Annotated in this window: 12 protein-coding genes; 6 read left to right on the forward strand and 6 right to left on the reverse strand. The window is 44.8% G+C overall.

Features of this window, described 5'->3' with window-relative positions; translation table 11 throughout:
- Positions 1-491 precede the first annotated feature (491 nt).
- Together fldA and QVD32_RS10875 are read left to right on the forward strand one after the other, a co-directional pair.
- The gene (gene fldA, locus QVD32_RS10870) at positions 492-992 is read left to right on the forward strand and encodes a flavodoxin FldA (RefSeq protein ID WP_008861284.1); all 501 of its coding nucleotides are present in this window, start codon (positions 492-494) and stop codon (positions 990-992) included.
- Positions 993-1,012: 20 nt separating this feature from the next.
- Positions 1,013-1,360, forward strand: coding sequence for a DUF2023 family protein (locus QVD32_RS10875; protein WP_008861285.1), 348 nt, complete (start codon positions 1,013-1,015; stop codon positions 1,358-1,360).
- A 721-nt stretch (positions 1,361-2,081) separates the two neighbouring features.
- Here QVD32_RS10875 and QVD32_RS10880 read toward each other — a convergent pair.
- From QVD32_RS10880 to QVD32_RS10905, 6 genes are all read right to left on the reverse strand, one after another.
- Positions 2,082-3,275: a pyridoxal phosphate-dependent aminotransferase gene (locus tag QVD32_RS10880; RefSeq protein ID WP_008861287.1), complete on the reverse strand. Its 1,194-nt coding sequence runs from the start codon at positions 3,273-3,275 to the stop codon at positions 2,082-2,084.
- 823 nt (positions 3,276-4,098) lie between these two features.
- The gene (locus QVD32_RS10885; protein ID WP_147401597.1) at positions 4,099-4,575 is read right to left on the reverse strand and encodes a hypothetical protein; all 477 of its coding nucleotides are present in this window, start codon (positions 4,573-4,575) and stop codon (positions 4,099-4,101) included.
- Positions 4,576-5,015: 440 nt separating this feature from the next.
- The gene (locus QVD32_RS10890) at positions 5,016-5,408 is read right to left on the reverse strand and encodes a hypothetical protein (protein WP_147401598.1); all 393 of its coding nucleotides are present in this window, start codon (positions 5,406-5,408) and stop codon (positions 5,016-5,018) included.
- A gap of 336 nt (positions 5,409-5,744) precedes the next feature.
- Positions 5,745-7,739, reverse strand: a complete 1,995-nt coding sequence (locus QVD32_RS10895) for a S8 family serine peptidase (RefSeq protein WP_021891086.1) — start codon at positions 7,737-7,739, stop codon at positions 5,745-5,747.
- Positions 7,740-7,843: 104 nt separating this feature from the next.
- The gene (locus QVD32_RS10900; RefSeq protein WP_147401599.1) at positions 7,844-9,163 is read right to left on the reverse strand and encodes a hypothetical protein; all 1,320 of its coding nucleotides are present in this window, start codon (positions 9,161-9,163) and stop codon (positions 7,844-7,846) included.
- 541 nt (positions 9,164-9,704) lie between these two features.
- Complete coding sequence (locus tag QVD32_RS10905) at positions 9,705-11,531, reverse strand: ABC transporter ATP-binding protein (protein WP_046411858.1); 1,827 nt, start codon at positions 11,529-11,531, stop codon at positions 9,705-9,707.
- 1,236 nt (positions 11,532-12,767) lie between these two features.
- On the opposite strand from QVD32_RS10905, the gene QVD32_RS10910 reads away from it, so the two are divergent.
- The 4 genes from QVD32_RS10910 (at position 12,768) to QVD32_RS10925 (ending at position 17,213) form a co-directional block, all read left to right on the forward strand.
- Complete coding sequence (locus tag QVD32_RS10910; protein WP_118687363.1) at positions 12,768-14,234, forward strand: PDZ domain-containing protein; 1,467 nt, start codon at positions 12,768-12,770, stop codon at positions 14,232-14,234.
- Between the two features lie 293 nt (positions 14,235-14,527).
- Positions 14,528-15,259, forward strand: a complete 732-nt coding sequence (locus QVD32_RS10915; RefSeq protein ID WP_118687364.1) for a glycosyltransferase family 2 protein — start codon at positions 14,528-14,530, stop codon at positions 15,257-15,259.
- On the forward strand, positions 15,256-15,828 hold the full coding sequence (locus QVD32_RS10920; protein WP_046411853.1) for a hypothetical protein: 573 nt from the start codon (positions 15,256-15,258) through the stop codon (positions 15,826-15,828). Before QVD32_RS10915 ends, QVD32_RS10920 begins: the two co-directional genes overlap by 4 nt.
- 5 nt (positions 15,829-15,833) lie before the next feature.
- Entirely contained in the window at positions 15,834-17,213 is a 1,380-nt protein-coding gene (locus tag QVD32_RS10925) for a glycosyltransferase family 39 protein (RefSeq protein ID WP_118687365.1), read from the forward strand.
- Positions 17,214-17,345 lie beyond the last annotated feature (132 nt).

Below are 17,345 nucleotides of genomic sequence, written 5' to 3' on the forward strand. Positions count from 1 at the left end.
GGATTAAAAGCGACACTTCGATCGGCCTTTTGTGCTTTCTTTTTGCTTTGTGAGTACTTTCTATTCCTTTACAGAAACATAGGGAGAGAGTGATGTTTTGATATGCGTCCTCTGCTATGGATATTTTTTACCCCTCCGTCCTACGGACACCTCCTATATTTTGCTATGCAAAACACAGAGGAGGAGGGTAATACTTTCCTGTGTATTGTGTTTGTTCTTCTCCCCCGCCATGTCCCGTAGTATTACGGGGAGTTACGTTAGCAATATAAAGGAGACACCTCAGAAACAGTGGTTTCGAGGAGAGGGGTTGGGGGTATGACAATCCTATCTGATTTCCTATCGGGCTGGTATTTTTATAAAAATTAGTCTCTTTTTCCTTATTATTCCACACAAATTGAGTACTGGACGACCATAAAATCCCTATAACTAGGTATTTCGAAAGCTCGCCGAAAGTCGTTACTTTACATCGTGAAAAATTAAAGAATAAAACGATGAAAAAAATTGGAATATTTTATGGTTCTTCCACAGGTACTACCGAGAGTGTAGCCCATACAATCGCACAAAAGTTGGGTGTCGCCTCGAACGACGTACACGATGCTTCCAAACTGACCGGAGAAATGGTAAAGGAATATGACGTATTGGTATTGGGTACATCGACTTGGGGCTGCGGAGAGTTGCAAGACGATTGGTACGACGCTGTGAAGGTGTTGAAAAAGGCTGGCCTGAGTTCGAAAGAGGTCGCACTCTTCGGGTGCGGGGACTCGGAATCGTACTGCGACACGTTCTGTGACGGAATAGGCGTACTGTATGAGGAGCTGAAAGGGACGGGCTGTAAGTTTATCGGTAATCACGTACCGACGGGCGATTACAACTTTTCCTCTTCTACGGCAGTTGTAGACGGTGAATTCGCGGGGCTTCCCCTCGACGAAATGAATGAATCGGACAAGACCGAAGGTCGCATCGATAACTGGGTAAAAAGTTTGAAAGATTAACCTTTTACAACCGGCATCCCATGATTACGTGCAATGCCTATCCGGCCGAATTGAAAGTGTTTCTGAACCACGTGTATGAATACAAGAAGGGTGTTCGCAACATGGTTCTTTATACGACGAACAAAAAATATGAAGAGTTTGCCGTCAGTCGATTGAACAGCCAAAACATAGATTATTGCATTCAACCGATCGGCTGTAATAAAATCAATCTGTTTTTCGGCCGCAGGGAGTGTATCGAAGTGATTCAATCCATGACTTCCCGACCTTTGAACGAACTGACACCAGAGGAGGATTTCATATTGGGAGCCATGCTGGGTTACGATATTTGCGGACAATGTCTCCGCTATTGCAAGCGCAAAGCCAAATGAAATAATTATAAAATCCCCCAAAAGCCAGATCTAATTCGCGGGGAAAGAAAAATCCAAAACATTGGAGTTTGTTTTTAGTTAGTAAAGAAACACCGCCCCGTGAGGAGCGGTGTTCTCTGTTTTTATCGAATAGGTATCTGTATCTTCCTAAAAAGGGATTCAGAGCTCAGGAGGACATCTGAGGGAATTGTTCTTTTATACCTCCACCCCCTCTCCGAAGAAACTGCTGTTTCTTAGGTGTCTCCCTTATATTACTAACGTAACTCCCCGTAATACTACGGGGCACAACCGGAGAAGGTTGATATCCGCTTCTGTTTCCTTTTCTGCCAGTATTTTTTTCAACTCCCTCGCCCTACGGGCACTCCCCCTATCTCATCTACGATGAGCAGAGGGAGAGGAAACCTGAATCTGTCATCTCCACGGCCGGTATTTTCTAACCCCTCCGTCCTGCGGACACCTCCCCTATATTTTGCTATGCAAAACACAGAGGAGGAGGTTAATACTTTCCTGTATATTATGTTTGTTCTTCTCCCCTACCGTGTCCCGCAGCATTGCGGGGTGTCACACAGCGGTATAGGGGGAGTGCCCGTAGGGCGAAGGAAGCCCCCAACAACAGTAACAGAACTGTAAACAAACTCTCCGGAAAGACTGGAATGTGGTTATCGACAAAAATTTCATCGCTAACCCTTTTGTTTTTCTACTGAACCAGATTTGGCGGGTCTTACTTCAAACGGGCGAGGACTTCTTTCATACGGCGCATGGCTTCGGTGATATTCTCCTCGGAAGTAGCATAAGACAGACGAAGATAATCGGGAGCCCCGAAAGCATCGCCCGCCACCGTTGCAACATGACCTACTTCGAGGATATACATCGCCAAATCGGAAGAGGTGTTTATCTTGCGTTCGCCGTCGGACTTCCCTAAATAGTGGCTGACCTCGGGGAAGAGATAGAATGCTCCCTGCGGATCGTTTACTTTTAGTCCGGGTATTTCTTTTGCCAAACGTACGACCAAATCGCGACGGTGTTGAAATGCTTGTCTCATGGTTTCTACGCAACCTTGCTCTCCGGCAAAAGCGGCAGCCGCGGCTTTCTGTGCGATAGATGATGCTCCCGATGTGTATTGTCCTTGCAATTTATTGCAGGCTTTGGCAATCCACAACGGAGCAGCGATGAACCCGATACGCCAACCGGTCATCGCATAGCCTTTGGAAACCCCGTTGATAATGACTATCCGCTCTCGAATAGAGGGGAATTGCGCCAGACTTTGATGGGCTCCCACATAATTGATGTGTTCGTATATTTCATCGGAAATGACGAATACCTGCGGGTGGCGTTCCAAAACGGAGGCCAGCGCTTCCAACTCTTCGCGGGAATAGACGCTGCCGGTAGGGTTGGAGGGAGAACAGAGAATGAGCAGCTTGGTCTTGGGCGTGATAGCGGCTTCGAGTTGGGCAGGTGTCATCTTAAAATCCTGTTCGATGCCCGTCTCGATAATCACATTCTTACCTTCGGCGAGTTTGACCATCTCTACATAACTTACCCAATACGGGGCGGGGAGGATTACTTCGTCTCCCGGATTGACAAGGGCAAGAATTGTGTTACAAATGGATTGTTTGGCTCCATTCGAAACGACAATCTGTTCAGGAGTAAAATCGAGTCCGTTTTCGTTTTTGAGCTTCGCACAAATGGCTTGCCGCAAATCCATATATCCCGGAACCGGCGAATAGTGCGAAAAATTATCGTCTATCGCTTTTTTCGCGGCATCTTTAATATGCTGGGGTGTATTAAAATCGGGTTCTCCCACACTCAGATTAATCACATCTACTCCTTGTGCTTTCAGTTCACTACTTTTTTGTGACATCGCAAGCGTTTGCGAAGGAGCAAGAGCTGCCAAACGATCGGATACTTGATTCATGAGAATTATTTTTTATATTGTTACACTATGCAAAGATAACGCAAAGATGGACAGTAACCAATTTATCCGGCCATACCGAATGCTGTCTATTTTGCTTCTTGCGCAAAGATACGTAAAGGAAACCAATTCGACAATAATTAACGACATTCTATCGCAAATTTCTTTCCCAGAATAATTTTTCGGAGCAAATAGCCAGAGCACCCGCAGGGCGAAGGGGTTAGATTCTACAATAAAAAAATCCTATACGCTGTCTTTTTTTAAACCCTCTTTTCGTCGCTTTCGCTCCTCTGTGTCTCCCCTATATTTTGCGTCGCAAAACACAGGGGAGAAGGTTAAATACAATCCATCTCATTCGCTAAAACAATGCGACAGAAAGTCATTAAAATCTTTCCCATGCTATGCCCCGCAGCATTACGGGGTCTTTCTGCGTAATATAGGGAAGACGAACAAACACGATACACCGAAAGGTATTACCCTCTTCCTCTGCTCATCATAGATAAGATAGGGGGAGCACCCGATAACAGTAACAGAACTGTAAATCAAACTCTCCGAAAAGACTGGAATATAGTTATCGACAAAGGTTTCATCGCTAAAATTCAGGTCTACCCCACGGATTTTCTACTAAACCAAAATCGGATTTATTCAACCGAATCATAAAAAACTCCCTCTATTCGAAAATTATGAAAGCCGAACAGAGGGAGCCTAAAAAATACATTAATTCAGTAGCATATCTCTTGGTTATTATTCTAAATAACTTAAAACAAAGAGTTTACTTTACAATAATTTCTAATAACAAAGTAGTAGTATAAGTAGTAAAAATCCGTTATGTCCCAGAAGTCACTAACGTTGCGATTGTCTTTACGGCCTCGCCTTCATAACTCATCGGAGACATAACCGGCTCATAGTCAAACGGTATAAATTCAGAAACTTGTGCTGTCGCAAAATTATGATCCGCATCGATGAATAAAGTCAATTTTGCCCCAGCCTTGTGGCCTACCGCCCGCTGTAACGTATCGATAGATTGAAAATTACCCGACTCTACCATTTGTTTTAACCGTGAAACTTCGGCGCTTTCGAAAAGTAGTTCATATTTTTTCAACACTTTTCCAGTAGCCCGACAAACAGCTATCTTATTCCCCACTGCAACTCTTATCAATCCATATATAAGGAGTCCCGCACCCAACACAATCAAAAAAAGTTTGAGGGAGGACTGAGGATCGGAAACAGCAGATGAACCTACAAAAGCGAGTATAGCAATTACCAGTGCAACAATACCATTTACAGAAATTTTCTTTTTCATTTCAATATAAGGATTTTCCATAAATTTAGAAGAAACAGTTTCCTTTTCTATATTTTCCATTTGATGATAAAACTAATTGAATCGTAATAAAATAATTAATAATTAAAATTCCACGAAACTATTTTGATTGCTTAAATCGACAAATCTCAAAATAGGTCCTAAGTGCCGAGCCCCAGATAGCATATGTAACCAAACCGAAAAGACGATATCTCTGCCGAATTTCCATGTCTCTGAATCTGCGAGCTATCTCTTTTCTATCGCATTACAGCAAAACAGGAATACGAATATACGCACACTCCATACAGCCAAAGAATCATGCATCGGGAATACCAGACTATTCAATATATGCAAGTCCTTTCCTGCCACACACATACATGCAGCAAGAAAACCGGGCGAGGCTCCCGGCTACCCGTGAATAACGGCTACCCACCGTCATTCCACTAAATCAACATTTTACAAAGGGAATAGAGATAATGTCCGTCGTAGCACAACTGTGCCTTATATTTATCATAACAATCACCGACGATCTTCTCCCGAAGATCTACTAACTGACAACATAATTGCTGCTCATACAAAAATGCAGCGTTTCCACTCGCTTCCTCGGTTATCGGGGAAGACGGAAAGCGTGAAACATTCACGCATAGCCCTCTTTCTACCGGAATAATCGCCGTAAAATTCTGTATAGGCAGGGATTGTGCCCGAACATCGATAAGACTATAAGGATAAGAGGGGTCTTGCGGTTTCACAAGCTCATTGTCGACTCCTGCCGACAAAAAGATAGCAGAAGTAAGCCCGAATATAACGGCAAACAAGAAGGCTACTATTTTTCTCATGAAACCTTTCATGTGACAAACGTATAAAAAATCTTCGAGATTCACAAGAATCGGTTCTATGATATATATTTACATTAACGCACGTGTAATCAAATGACATGACTAAACGGGCGATCGGTATGGTCGAAAAGGAAGAAAACGGAGTTTAATACGGCTCTTTCTATTGACTTTGAGACTGCTCCCCAAATCCCAACCGAAAGGTTATCTTTTCAAAATTGAATTTCACCCCATTGCAAGGATATCCTTTTCTCGCCTCTCCAATGAATATTTTCTCCCATAATCATGCGATATATCCTCGCAAGCGGACTTCTCGACAGAGAGCAACACCGTGCAGCATCATATTTTCAAGATATGCGAGCCTGTCGAAGTGGTTATACGCACAATGCGCATAGCTCCTTCGGGGATATGAACAGGCTCCACGGGCCGATTTTTCCTCTTTAAAAAAGTACCGTCGACAGCAAACACCTCTACACAAACGACTCCTTCACCGATAATAGCGATACTGCGTGTGAAGGGATTGTAAATATAGGGCACGGTGTTTTTGCTTTTCGGTAGCTCTACCCCTGCCAACAGCGACTCCATACCGGTTTTGGCATCGATGTGAGATCCGGGGGAGCCGATGAGCTTTCGCACGAGATCGAAGTCGAGCCGAGGATTGGCTTGCAACCACAATGCCATAATGCCGGTGACTACCGGCGTCGCCATCGATGTCCCGCACATTGCCCCCCAATAATTGGTACGCCCGGGAATCAGGGCATCGACCTCGGTATAAGCCAAGTCTTCGCGATTTACATTGTAAGATGCCGCATAATTATTGATCGCCGAAATTATGTGTGCACCCGGTGCAAGCACATCGGGTTTATCGCGTCCATCAAATGTGGGTCCCATACCGGAAAGGGGATACCTCTCGCCCACAGTCCAATCGGAACTTCGTTCCGTACCTTGTAAATTGGTAAACTTGTCTCGCGACACATAAGCACCCACCGATATGGGAATTTGCCCACAAGCGGTCGCCGCCATCGTGCTCGCGTTGGAGCCATTATCAAGTTCCCCGTAATCGCAACATGCAATGTATTTTCCGGCAGCGCCCGTCACTGAGAGGTTCCATTTCTGCCCGTCTTTCAACGGGGCATAGAGGTTGATGCTCACACCGCGCTGCAAACCATCGGCATCTTTCATAGGGGAAAGCGTGACGAGCGAATAGTCTTTTTCACCGGTTATATTCTCGTGACTTACCGATTCGGAAACATCGGAGCTAATCGAAGTTTCAAAAGCGACTCCATCGCTACCTACCAACGAGAGGGTCACTTGAAATGCAGATGTGGTCGAACACCCGATAAAGATATTTTCACGCATGTGCGATGGCGGAGTAAACGATGTGTTAATCACCTCACCCTGCCCCGTGGCCTCGGTCACAATCGTGGAGTTGCGATGCCCCTCGTTACCGGCCGCAATCGCCATAAGGCATTTTTTGCCGCTTTTGTCGAGCAGCTCGTCAATCATCGACGCGATAGGATCAGTCCCATCTTTGAAGCCTATGACCGTACCCATACTAAGATTTATAGCTATCGGTTTCTTCTCTTTCTCGGCATAATCGAGCAGATAGGCAAGGGCATCTATAATTCCGGATTCGCTCTTGTCGGTCGCCACTACCACAATGTCGGACTCCGGCGCCATACCTTTATACACATCGGCCGAGGAGGCTGCAATCGCAGCCACATGAGTGCCATGAGTGTCTCTCGAAACATCATGAGCCGCAGAGCGAATCAGTTCCGGGGTATCGAATACCACACCGTATCCCATAGAAGGAGTGTTTCCGTTCCTACCGCTCTGATCCCATACATGAACAATGCGACTATTGCCCTCGGCATCGCGAAATGCAGGGTGCATGAAATCAAAACCCGTATCAATCACCCCTATCAGCACGCCCTTTCCCGTGAAACTGCGAGGGAAATCGGGAAGACCTCCGTGAAGAGCATCCACTTGCGAATACTCACGCGCGAGGTCGGTCATAGCTCTCACCGTATTTCCGACATCAACATTCTCGACGTCAGCATCTTCCGCAAAAGCCACCAACGATCTCATCGGGATTACCGCTGTGGCTAGGTTACCCGTCACCACATTGAACGCCACTCCATAATCCGCAGCAAGCCTATCGAGGTCGGCCTCGTCGCAAAGTCTCACTATGGCATGTATATTCTCATCGGCAGACCGCAAGGCCGATGCTCTCTGATGAACACGGGTAATCGTGGAAGCGGTGAGTTTCGAAGGATAATATACCGATTGAAACGGCTGCGCCGAAGCCATAAAGGCCAACGCAGCCGCAACCATACATGTAATTTTTTTTCGCATTATCATAAGTCGATGATATTATAATGCAAAGAAAACGAGGGGAACCGACAGCATGCGATTCCCCTTCACTTTCTCGTTACTTTTTAGAACAAAAATTTATGGGTCGTGCGATTGCCATCGTCTGTAACAAGCGAGGCTATACATACTCCTTTATCGTGCACCGTAATGCAATCGCCATCGGTGACAACAGCCGTCACGATCATTTTACCGGTAATATCGTAAACACTAAGGCGAGCTTTTTCACCTGTTGCCGATACAATCACCAAGCGGTCGCCCTCTTTAACAATCTCAATTCCAGCTGTCGCACCGACAGACTCGATACTGCCCGTTCCGTCGATTTCCCACAGAAGAGCCGGGAAGCCGTCGGCCCCTACCCCCCACGCATTAGCAGACAGATTGGCATTAAGTTTAGCAATCATATCGGCAGCTTTCATTTCTTCCTCCGTAACAGCGGTCACACCGGTCTGCTCGCTCAAAGGCTTACAGCCGGTGAGCGCTTCGACATAGTAACAATCGGAAGCCGAAGATTTTTCCAATTCTGCACAAATGGGGCTTTTACCGGGCAAGAAAGACGAACCGACTTCCGCCTCGATGGAACCGATAGCATAACAGTTGTAGACTGTGGATTGCTCGGCCCAACCAACAATACCAGCCACCCAATAGGCCGATGGGCACGAAATTGTAGCCGAAGAATAACAGTTTTGAACTTTCGATATACTGACAGTCCCAGCAATACCACCAGCAAACGAATGCCCTACCAACCTACCGGTATTTACACAACCAGAGATTGTCACAGTCGCCTCGGCAACACCCACGATACCCCCAGCGTTCATACTGCCCCCGTTCACCAAACCCATGAAGCGGCAATTTTCCACCTTGCCACCCGAACTATAACCGATAAAACCGCCTACATTGTCGAATTCACTACCTTCAACGGTAACACCCTGCCCGAGAGTGAGATTACAGATGTGGGTTTCGGGATAAGAGACTGCAAAAAGTCCCACCCCACCGAGATTGACATCGGCATTATTATTTACGATTGTGAGATTATCGATGGTATGGAAATCGCCATCGAAAGTGCCACGGAACACTTTCGACTCTCTGACCAACTCGGGATTCTCTTGTGTCGTATAGTCATTATAGTGACCAATCGAAGGCATTTGCTTGCCACCCATGTCTAAATCGGCGGTCATGCGGAAGTATTTTCCCTGATAGGTCTCACCGGCTGTCACCGTTTGCTGCAAATGCGACAGTTGTGCCTCGTTCTCTATCAAGAACGGATTTTGTTCCGAACCATCGCCCTGTGTCCAAGCAGTTGCATCACCGTTCCATGCGGCATAACTTGAAAGAGAGATGCCCATGACCATTACAAACGATAGCTTTTTGTAGAAATTTTTCATCATAATTAAAATTTAGTTTATGTATAATATTTGTAAAAATATAGTTCAACAAACTATTCGATTCTCAACCAGCGTTTTAGACAACATCAATTTGAATATCAATATTTTATATTCGAATTTCTAACAACTTTATCGGCCTATATCAAATTATGGAATAAAGCCCGACCAATCTTATTTTTATAAGCGGAGGCAAGTTATATAAAATAATATTAATATACAAGAAAGAAAACGAAAGTTTTATCATTATAATAATATATAAATATTGCTATTATTTTTCAAAAGCCAATCTTAATAAAGATTTTGAATAAAAATCAAAAAAAGTTTTCTGTGGAATTTATTTTATCAACGACAAGCCATACGAGTTCCATATCAACCCACGCACAATTTCTACTTGCCCTGTATTACAAAACGACAAGACACTCCACAACAGAATATTATGGATAAAACGGCTTTACCGGAAGGGACATACAAAAAAATCTCGAAATGAGTGATGCCGAAGAGGTTACCGAGAGGAGGCTCTTCGGCATATCTTTTCCGGAACGTCTCAGAATTTCTGCATATCGACCAAGCGTTTATAATAGCGGTCGAGTTTTATCAATTCGTCATGACGACCCCGTTCCACAATTTCGCCTTCGTGCATGACGCAAATTAAATCGGCATCTTTTATTGTAGAAAGACGGTGAGCTATTACCAGCGTAGTGCGATTACGCATAAGATTCTCCAAAGCCTCCTGTACCAGCCGTTCCGACTCGGTATCGAGAGCCGAGGTCGCTTCGTCGAGAATAAGGATAGGAGGGTTTTTCAGGATAGCACGGGCTATACTCACACGTTGTCGTTGCCCGCCCGAAAGACGACTTCCCCGGTCGCCAATGCAAGTATCGTATCCTTGTTCGGTCGCCATGATGAAATCGTGCGCATTGGCGATTTTCGCTGCTTCGATGACTTGCTCCATCGTCGCGTTTTCCACCCCGAAGGTTATATTGTTGTAGAAAGAATCGTTAAAGAGAATGGCTTCTTGATTGACATTTCCCATCAATCCCCGCAAATCGTGCACTCTGAAATCTTTGATATTGATTCCGTCGATGTAAATTCCCCCTTCATTCACGTCGTAAAAGCGTGGTAAAAGGTCGGCCATCGTAGATTTTCCGGAACCGGATTGTCCCACGAGAGCGACCGTCTGTCCCTTTTTAATAGAAAGGTCGACGTGCTTCACTACATTTTCGGTACTATACCGGAAAGAGACTCCCCGATATTCTATCCCCTCTTTCATTTCCTTCAATTCTACCGGATTCTTCGGGTCTTGTATGGGATTCACCGCCGACAGAATGAGATCGACCCTCACCATAGAGGCTAACCCTTTCTGTATGGAGTAAGCGGCTTTGGACAAATCTTTCGCCGGATTGATAATGCTGTAAAAAATAACCAGATAGTAAATGAACGAAGCGGCATCGATACTGCTCGTTCCCGACAAGATGAGCGAGCCGCCATACCAAAGGACGATACAAATGGTACACGTGCCTAAAAATTCGCTCATGGGATGCGCCAACGACTGCCGGCGGTTGATTCGATTGGATATGCGATAAAAACGATTGTTATCGTCGTGAAACCATTTTATCATTTTATCCTCGGCATTGAAGGCTTTGACAATGCGTAACCCGCCCAAAGTCTCCTCTATGATAGACATCAACAATCCCCATTGATTCTGCCCTTCGAGAGAACGACGTTTCAGTTTCTTACCGACTTGTCCCATAATGTATCCTGCCGTAGGAAGCAGAATCAAGACAAAAAGAGTAAGTTGCCAACTAATGGCGAACATGGTCGCCAAACATACAATAATCATAATGGGATTCTTGAACATCATATCGAGCGATGCCATTATCGAATTTTCTATCTCCCCTACATCTCCCGACATACGGGCCATGACATCGCCTTTCTTCTCACTGGTGAAAAAACCGATAGGCAGGCTCACTACTTTTTCATACACATAATTGCGAATATCGCGCACGATTCCCGACCGAAGCGGTATCATGAAATAGGAGCTCAAATAGGTAGCGGCCGTCTTGAAAAAGGTCATCACCATTAAAAAAACGCCCAATATCAACAGGGCGAAACCGGCTCCTTTTTCATCGATTATCGTTGTAATGTAATAATAGAAATTATTTATCACCACATCTTTAATGGAACCCGACCCCCATTCCATAAAAGTATAAGAAGCCTGTTTGAGCTTGAACAATATTTCCAATATAGGAATGATAAGGGCAAACGAGAAAAGCGTCAAGACCGACGCCAAAATATTGAAAAAGATATTGAGGGCAAGGTAATATTTATAGGGGGGCACAAATCGCCGGAGTATGGAAAAAAAATCTTTCATGCTTCACATATTGAGCCCGGACAGAACCGAGCAGTTTACGGCTGCAAAGATAACACAAATACAAAGATAGCAGAAACAGGAGCTCAAAAAGTTTCCAACCGACCCGACAAAGAGCATTTTTCCGAGGAATAGCTATCGATTGTACTCGTTCTTTATATTTCTTTCGAGGCCCCCAAAGGTTAGTATCCGTCTCTGTTTCTTCTGCGGGTATTTCTTTACCCCCTCGCCCTGCGGGCACTCCCCCTATCTCATCTGTGACGAGCAGAGGGAGAGGAGACCTGACTCTGTCACCTCCACTGTCGGTATTTTCCAACCCCTCCGTCACTGCGTGACACCTCCCCTATATTTTGTATAGCAAAACACCCCGTAAGGCTACGGGACACGGCAGGGAGGAGGTTTTAAATACCACACCAATAATGTCATTCCAATCCCTCGCTATTCTAAGGAAGGAGTGTGAAATGTCCAGCAATGCCACAATACAATAGGGGAGACACCGAAGAAATGACAGTTCCGAGGAGAGAGGTTGAAAAAATTACATAGTTTTTCTAATTGTAGAATCTAACCTTACTAAAATTATCGGCCAGTTCAACGTTCAATATCTGGTACTTTGCCTGAAAGAATCTAACCCCCTCGCCCTACGGGCACTCCCCCTATCTCATCTACGATGAACAGAGGGAGAGGAGTCCTGACTTCCGCCACCTCCACTGCCGGTATTTTCCAACCCTTCCGTCGCTACGTGACACCACCCCTATATTTTACATGGCAAAACACAAAGGCAAACCAACGAACTATTTTTACATTTCAAAAATATCGTTATATTTGCCACAAATGCGAAAATAGGCTAACGCCTTTGTATAACCAGATAAACTCGCTACCTCGGCTTATCCTGTCTTCGCCCTCGACTATTAAAAAATTACTGCCTATGATTATATAAAAACATTCTATTACTTATAGAGAAAAAGACATATTAAAAAAGCGTTTTTTGCTTTATCCTTTCATTGAAAATCGGCAAAATTTTAAGTGCGGGAAAAAGCAGTCGAAAGATGCTTCATGCGTGTGTTATATTCCACCCCCTATGGGGAACCGATATAACGGCACGGCGTGGGGTAGACTGTATATCGCACAAAGGTGTTTGCCGATGCCTCAATGAATGTATACAGAAAATAATTGCCCTACGCTTTTCTTATTTTAAAACGCCGTCCGAAGGGGCATCGGCAGCAGCAAAACACCAACACCATGAAACTAAAAAAGTTTTTTCTCCAAGCGATGATATGTATACTATCATTGCCTCTCTTTGCAGCCAGTAACGGATCGCCCAATGCCATACGGGTTAATTGGCTGAAAAAATACAATCCGGACAAACTCTCGGTTATCAGTTTCCACAACTTCATTTACATGGAAGATATAACCTGCGATAAAGAAGAGATCATTCCCGCCAGTTTGGACTACATCATTGCCATAAACGGAAAAAAGACAGATTCCATAGCGACCGAAGATATATATCCCATACTCAACGGGCGCGATGGCCGGGTGGAACTGCTCATGCACTCCATCGCTCACGATGTCGATTATGAATTGGGATATGCTCCCATAAACCTGAACATGGAAGGTTTTGACGAAACCTTTGAAAACTTAGACGGACTGTTTATCTTCAATCAAGCAACAATAGACGCTTTTAAAAATAGCGGCGTGGAAATCAGAGCCGATCGCGATGTACCCGATTGGGGTAAATACAGAACAATATCCATCGTATTATCTTCGTCCGATCCTCTTTTGGAAAAAGAATTCGCCCAAAAAGCCCTCGACCATTTAACCAACAGCGGATTCCCATTAACCATCGACAACGAGAACCCCGACTTGATACTCAAAGTGTCTTTCAACGAAGAAGAATCGGTGACTTCGACCTATGTTCCACAGACAAATACCTACATAGACCAAGGCAGCAACACGTATGTCACACAAGGGAAATATGGAATCTATGTAAATTCTTTCAAACGCGCCCCTAAAAGAATAACCGAAGGCGGTTATACCCATGAAGACGTATCGAACACCCATTTTTTGGAGATAACGATACTCGATGCAAAGAAAATGTTAGATCCGGTACAAAACGTGCCTCCCATCTTGTGGCAATTACGCTATTCCAAACGATTGGATTATAGTCAAAGCCTCCGTTCGGTCAGCGATAACGTGCTTAAATATTGCCGTACTTTTCCGGGCACGAGCACAGTCATTCAACCTTGCAGGGCTTGGTCGGGTATCTGCTGGGACGAAAACCGGCCGATAGTCACAGACGTGTACAAGCACAGTCCCGCCGAAAAATTGGGATTGCAACCGGGTGATGAAATCCTGAAAATAAACGGAAAATCAAAAATCGGGATACGCAATCGAATGTGGCTCAACGGGAAATTAGTATGGGATAAAACATCGATGTCGGTTCAATTCAAGAAATATTGCTTGGGAAAACTCCTCACCGAGAAAACCGATGTATTTCCTCACGCGTTCCAAGAGAGTCCAAGTTATCAAAAAGTAGAGAATAACCCCTATATCGATTATGCTGAAATTTCATTTCCCGATTTTATCCACAAAGCAAATAAAAATGACTCTTTTGAAATCAAGCGTAATGGAAAAAAGATGACATTGACCGGCAAACTTTATGAAGCTACATACTTTTTCCCTGTCAACCTCACAGCATTGGACGAATAACTTTCATTCCCCATTCGGAGGAGTCATAAACCAGAATCGAGATGAACGGGAATAGGCCATAGTTCAACAATCACACTCAGGAAACCATGTCAAAACAAGATTTGACATGGTTTCCTATCTATACATACCCAGCAACGAGATTACTATCTTTTCTCACTCCTTTCGAAATAAAATCTTGCACAGGCAAAATTATTATAATATTTTTGCACGGATTGCGAAAATAGGCTTATCGTCACATCAAAAGACGGCCAAGCCGTCATTTTCGTTTATCTTATTTTTACCGATAGCGAATTATGGGCGAAGCCGTGCACACTTTATCGATTATCATTCCCGCATATAACGAGGAAAAGACTATTGCAGAACTGCTGCAACGGGTACTCGATGCCGATCTGGGGACCGGCATCGAACGGGAGTTGATCGTGGTGAACGACTGTTCGACCGATTCGACAGAACAAATCGTCGAAGATTTTATCGCCCGCCATGCCGACGCTCCTATCGTTTACTTGAAGCACGAAAGGAATTACGGGAAAGGCATGGCCGTACGCACGGGCATACGAGCCGTAACGGGCGATTATATCGTCATGCAGGATGCCGACCTCGAACTCGATCCGAACGATTTCAAGAAAATGCTTCCTTTCCTTTTATCGGGTGAATACCATGTGGTATATGGCTCCCGATTTTTAGCAGAGGAAAATTCACATACTTATTTCAGTTATCAACTGGGCGGGAAATTTTTATCGGTAATGACCAACATTCTTTATCGTCAGCACATCACCGATGAGCCCACTTGTTACAAAATGTTCACCGCCGATTTGCTGAAATCGATTCCTCTCGACTGCGAGGGATTCGAATTTTGTCCCGAAGTGACGGCAAAAGTTTCGAGACTGGGTTACAAAATCAAAGAAGTACCCATTCGTTATTATCCCCGCTCTATCGAAGAGGGGAAAAAACTGCGTCTAAGCGACGGTTTGAAAGCGATAGGCACGCTGTTGAAATATCGTTTCTGGAAAATACCCGAATCATGAAAAATAGCACCACAAGCAAAAAAAACACACCTTCCACCAAGAAGGGTACTGCAACGCCTCAAAAAGAGGGAATCTCTTTTTCATGGGTCGCAAAGAACATTTTTGCCGTTGTCATCGTATTGTTTCTGCTAAACAAATTCGTCCTCGACGTACAACCGGGTTACAACTGGGCATACAACATGCTTCAAAAAAACTTGGAGACTATACGTCATTACTCCCGTACGACGACAGACAACCGCTTTGAAATGAAGCTGGGACTTTCTCATGTGTATCTGCGGTACGTGAAAGAGAACACACCCGAAAACGCCGTTATCTTGTTACCGGGAAAAGAGGCTTTTTACCCCGAAGGAGAAGAACGTATATTCTCGGGCGAACCTTATAACAAACTATGGGCTATCCGGTTCTTATATCCGCGCCGAGTCATTATCCCATCGGAATTGGGTAAAACTCCTTGGAGCGAGAAAATCACCCATGTAGCTATCGTCAACGGTCGCGGATACGAATACCTCGACTACGAGGTTGAACAAAAAGCTCCTCATGCCGTATTGCCCATGCATCTAAAACCGTAACCATCATGTTAGTAGTATCAGGAATCATATTGACTTGCCTGTCGGGTCTTTTATTAACAGGAATCATCGGGACGCGTTTTTCGTGGACCGAACGCATAGGATTGTCTTTCCCTCTGGGTATGACGCTGCAAACCGTCGTGATGGCTTTGCTCGACTTAATGCATATTCCCCTGACCAGTTTTTCGGTTTTATCAGCAGGAGCCGTAACATTCGCCCTATTGATGTTTATCGTAGCCCGCTACCGAGGATTCGAAAGTTTCCGTATCACCTCGGCTATGCTCGATGACTGGAAACAAGCCAACTTGGTATGGGTATTGCTCATCATACTCATCGGTTATTGCGAATACATGAATTTCTCGAAATGCATGTTTTTCCCTCCCAGCGACCGGGACAGCCTTGCGGCATTCGATACCTTAGGTTTCGTGGCGGCACAGGACCACACGTATATGCGCATGAGCTTGTTCGACGCCGATTACAATCCCTCGATACACCGCGCCGGAGGTAGCATAGCATATGCTCCTTTCGTACAAATGAGTTATGCATACGTCTATATATTAGGAGCCGAAACATCGAAGTCGATACCGGCGTTGATGTATTTGTTCTTTGTCATTGCTTTCTACGGAATTTTGAGACGAAATACCGGGAAAACTGTCGCCGCACTGTCTACTCTGTTTATGATGATGGCTCCCGAAATGCTTGCATTCTCGTCGTTATCGACCACCAACGTCATGCAAGCCATTTTCGCAGGACTGGGTATCGCTTATACCGCCAGTTGGCTACGCAGCCGTAACGACGACGAATTGTATGCAGGCGCGTTATTGTTGGGCGCCAATATGTGGTGTCGAAACGAGGGTATCGTATTCATCGGCGCAGCTTGTGTGATATTGCTGATCGATTGCATACGCCGCAAGAGTTATCGAAAAGGATTGTACTTTACCGGATTGTCCCTGCTCCCGGCCATTATCTGGTTTATTTACATGAAAATCGGGGGCTTATATACCGAAGGAATGGCTATTACCCGCCTGTTCTGGGACGGGGAGAAAGCGGGATTGATCGTAAACGGCTTTTGGGCTTTGTTTACCAATCCCATATATTATGGCTGGACATTCTCGGTATTCGCCATTTTTATTCTCGGGAACAGCTGGTTCATGATTAAAAGGAAAGACAACCTCGCTTTATTGGGAATGATTGTACTGAGCATCGTATTCTACGGGCTCGTCGTTTACCACGTGGACTACGTATGGGATTCCATACAAAATGTATTGGCCTATTCGGCAAAACGATTCTTTTTCTGCTTCGTACCGATGTGCTGGTATTTCGCTGCCACCACACAAATAGCCCGAAAAGGATCGGAATACATAGAGCGATTTCTATCGCTAAAATAAGACACGGATTTAAGAAGCTGTTTTAAATTTATTGAGAATAATATTATCATTGCAAGTAGGTATGTTCCGGCCATATTGAGCCCCTGTCTCGCATCTTGAATCCCTTGATTTTTGTCAATAGCCCGCTATTGA

Origin of the sequence: Barnesiella sp. (assembly GCF_022723415.1) — a bacterium.
GTDB lineage: Bacteria > Bacteroidota > Bacteroidia > Bacteroidales > Barnesiellaceae > Barnesiella > Barnesiella intestinihominis.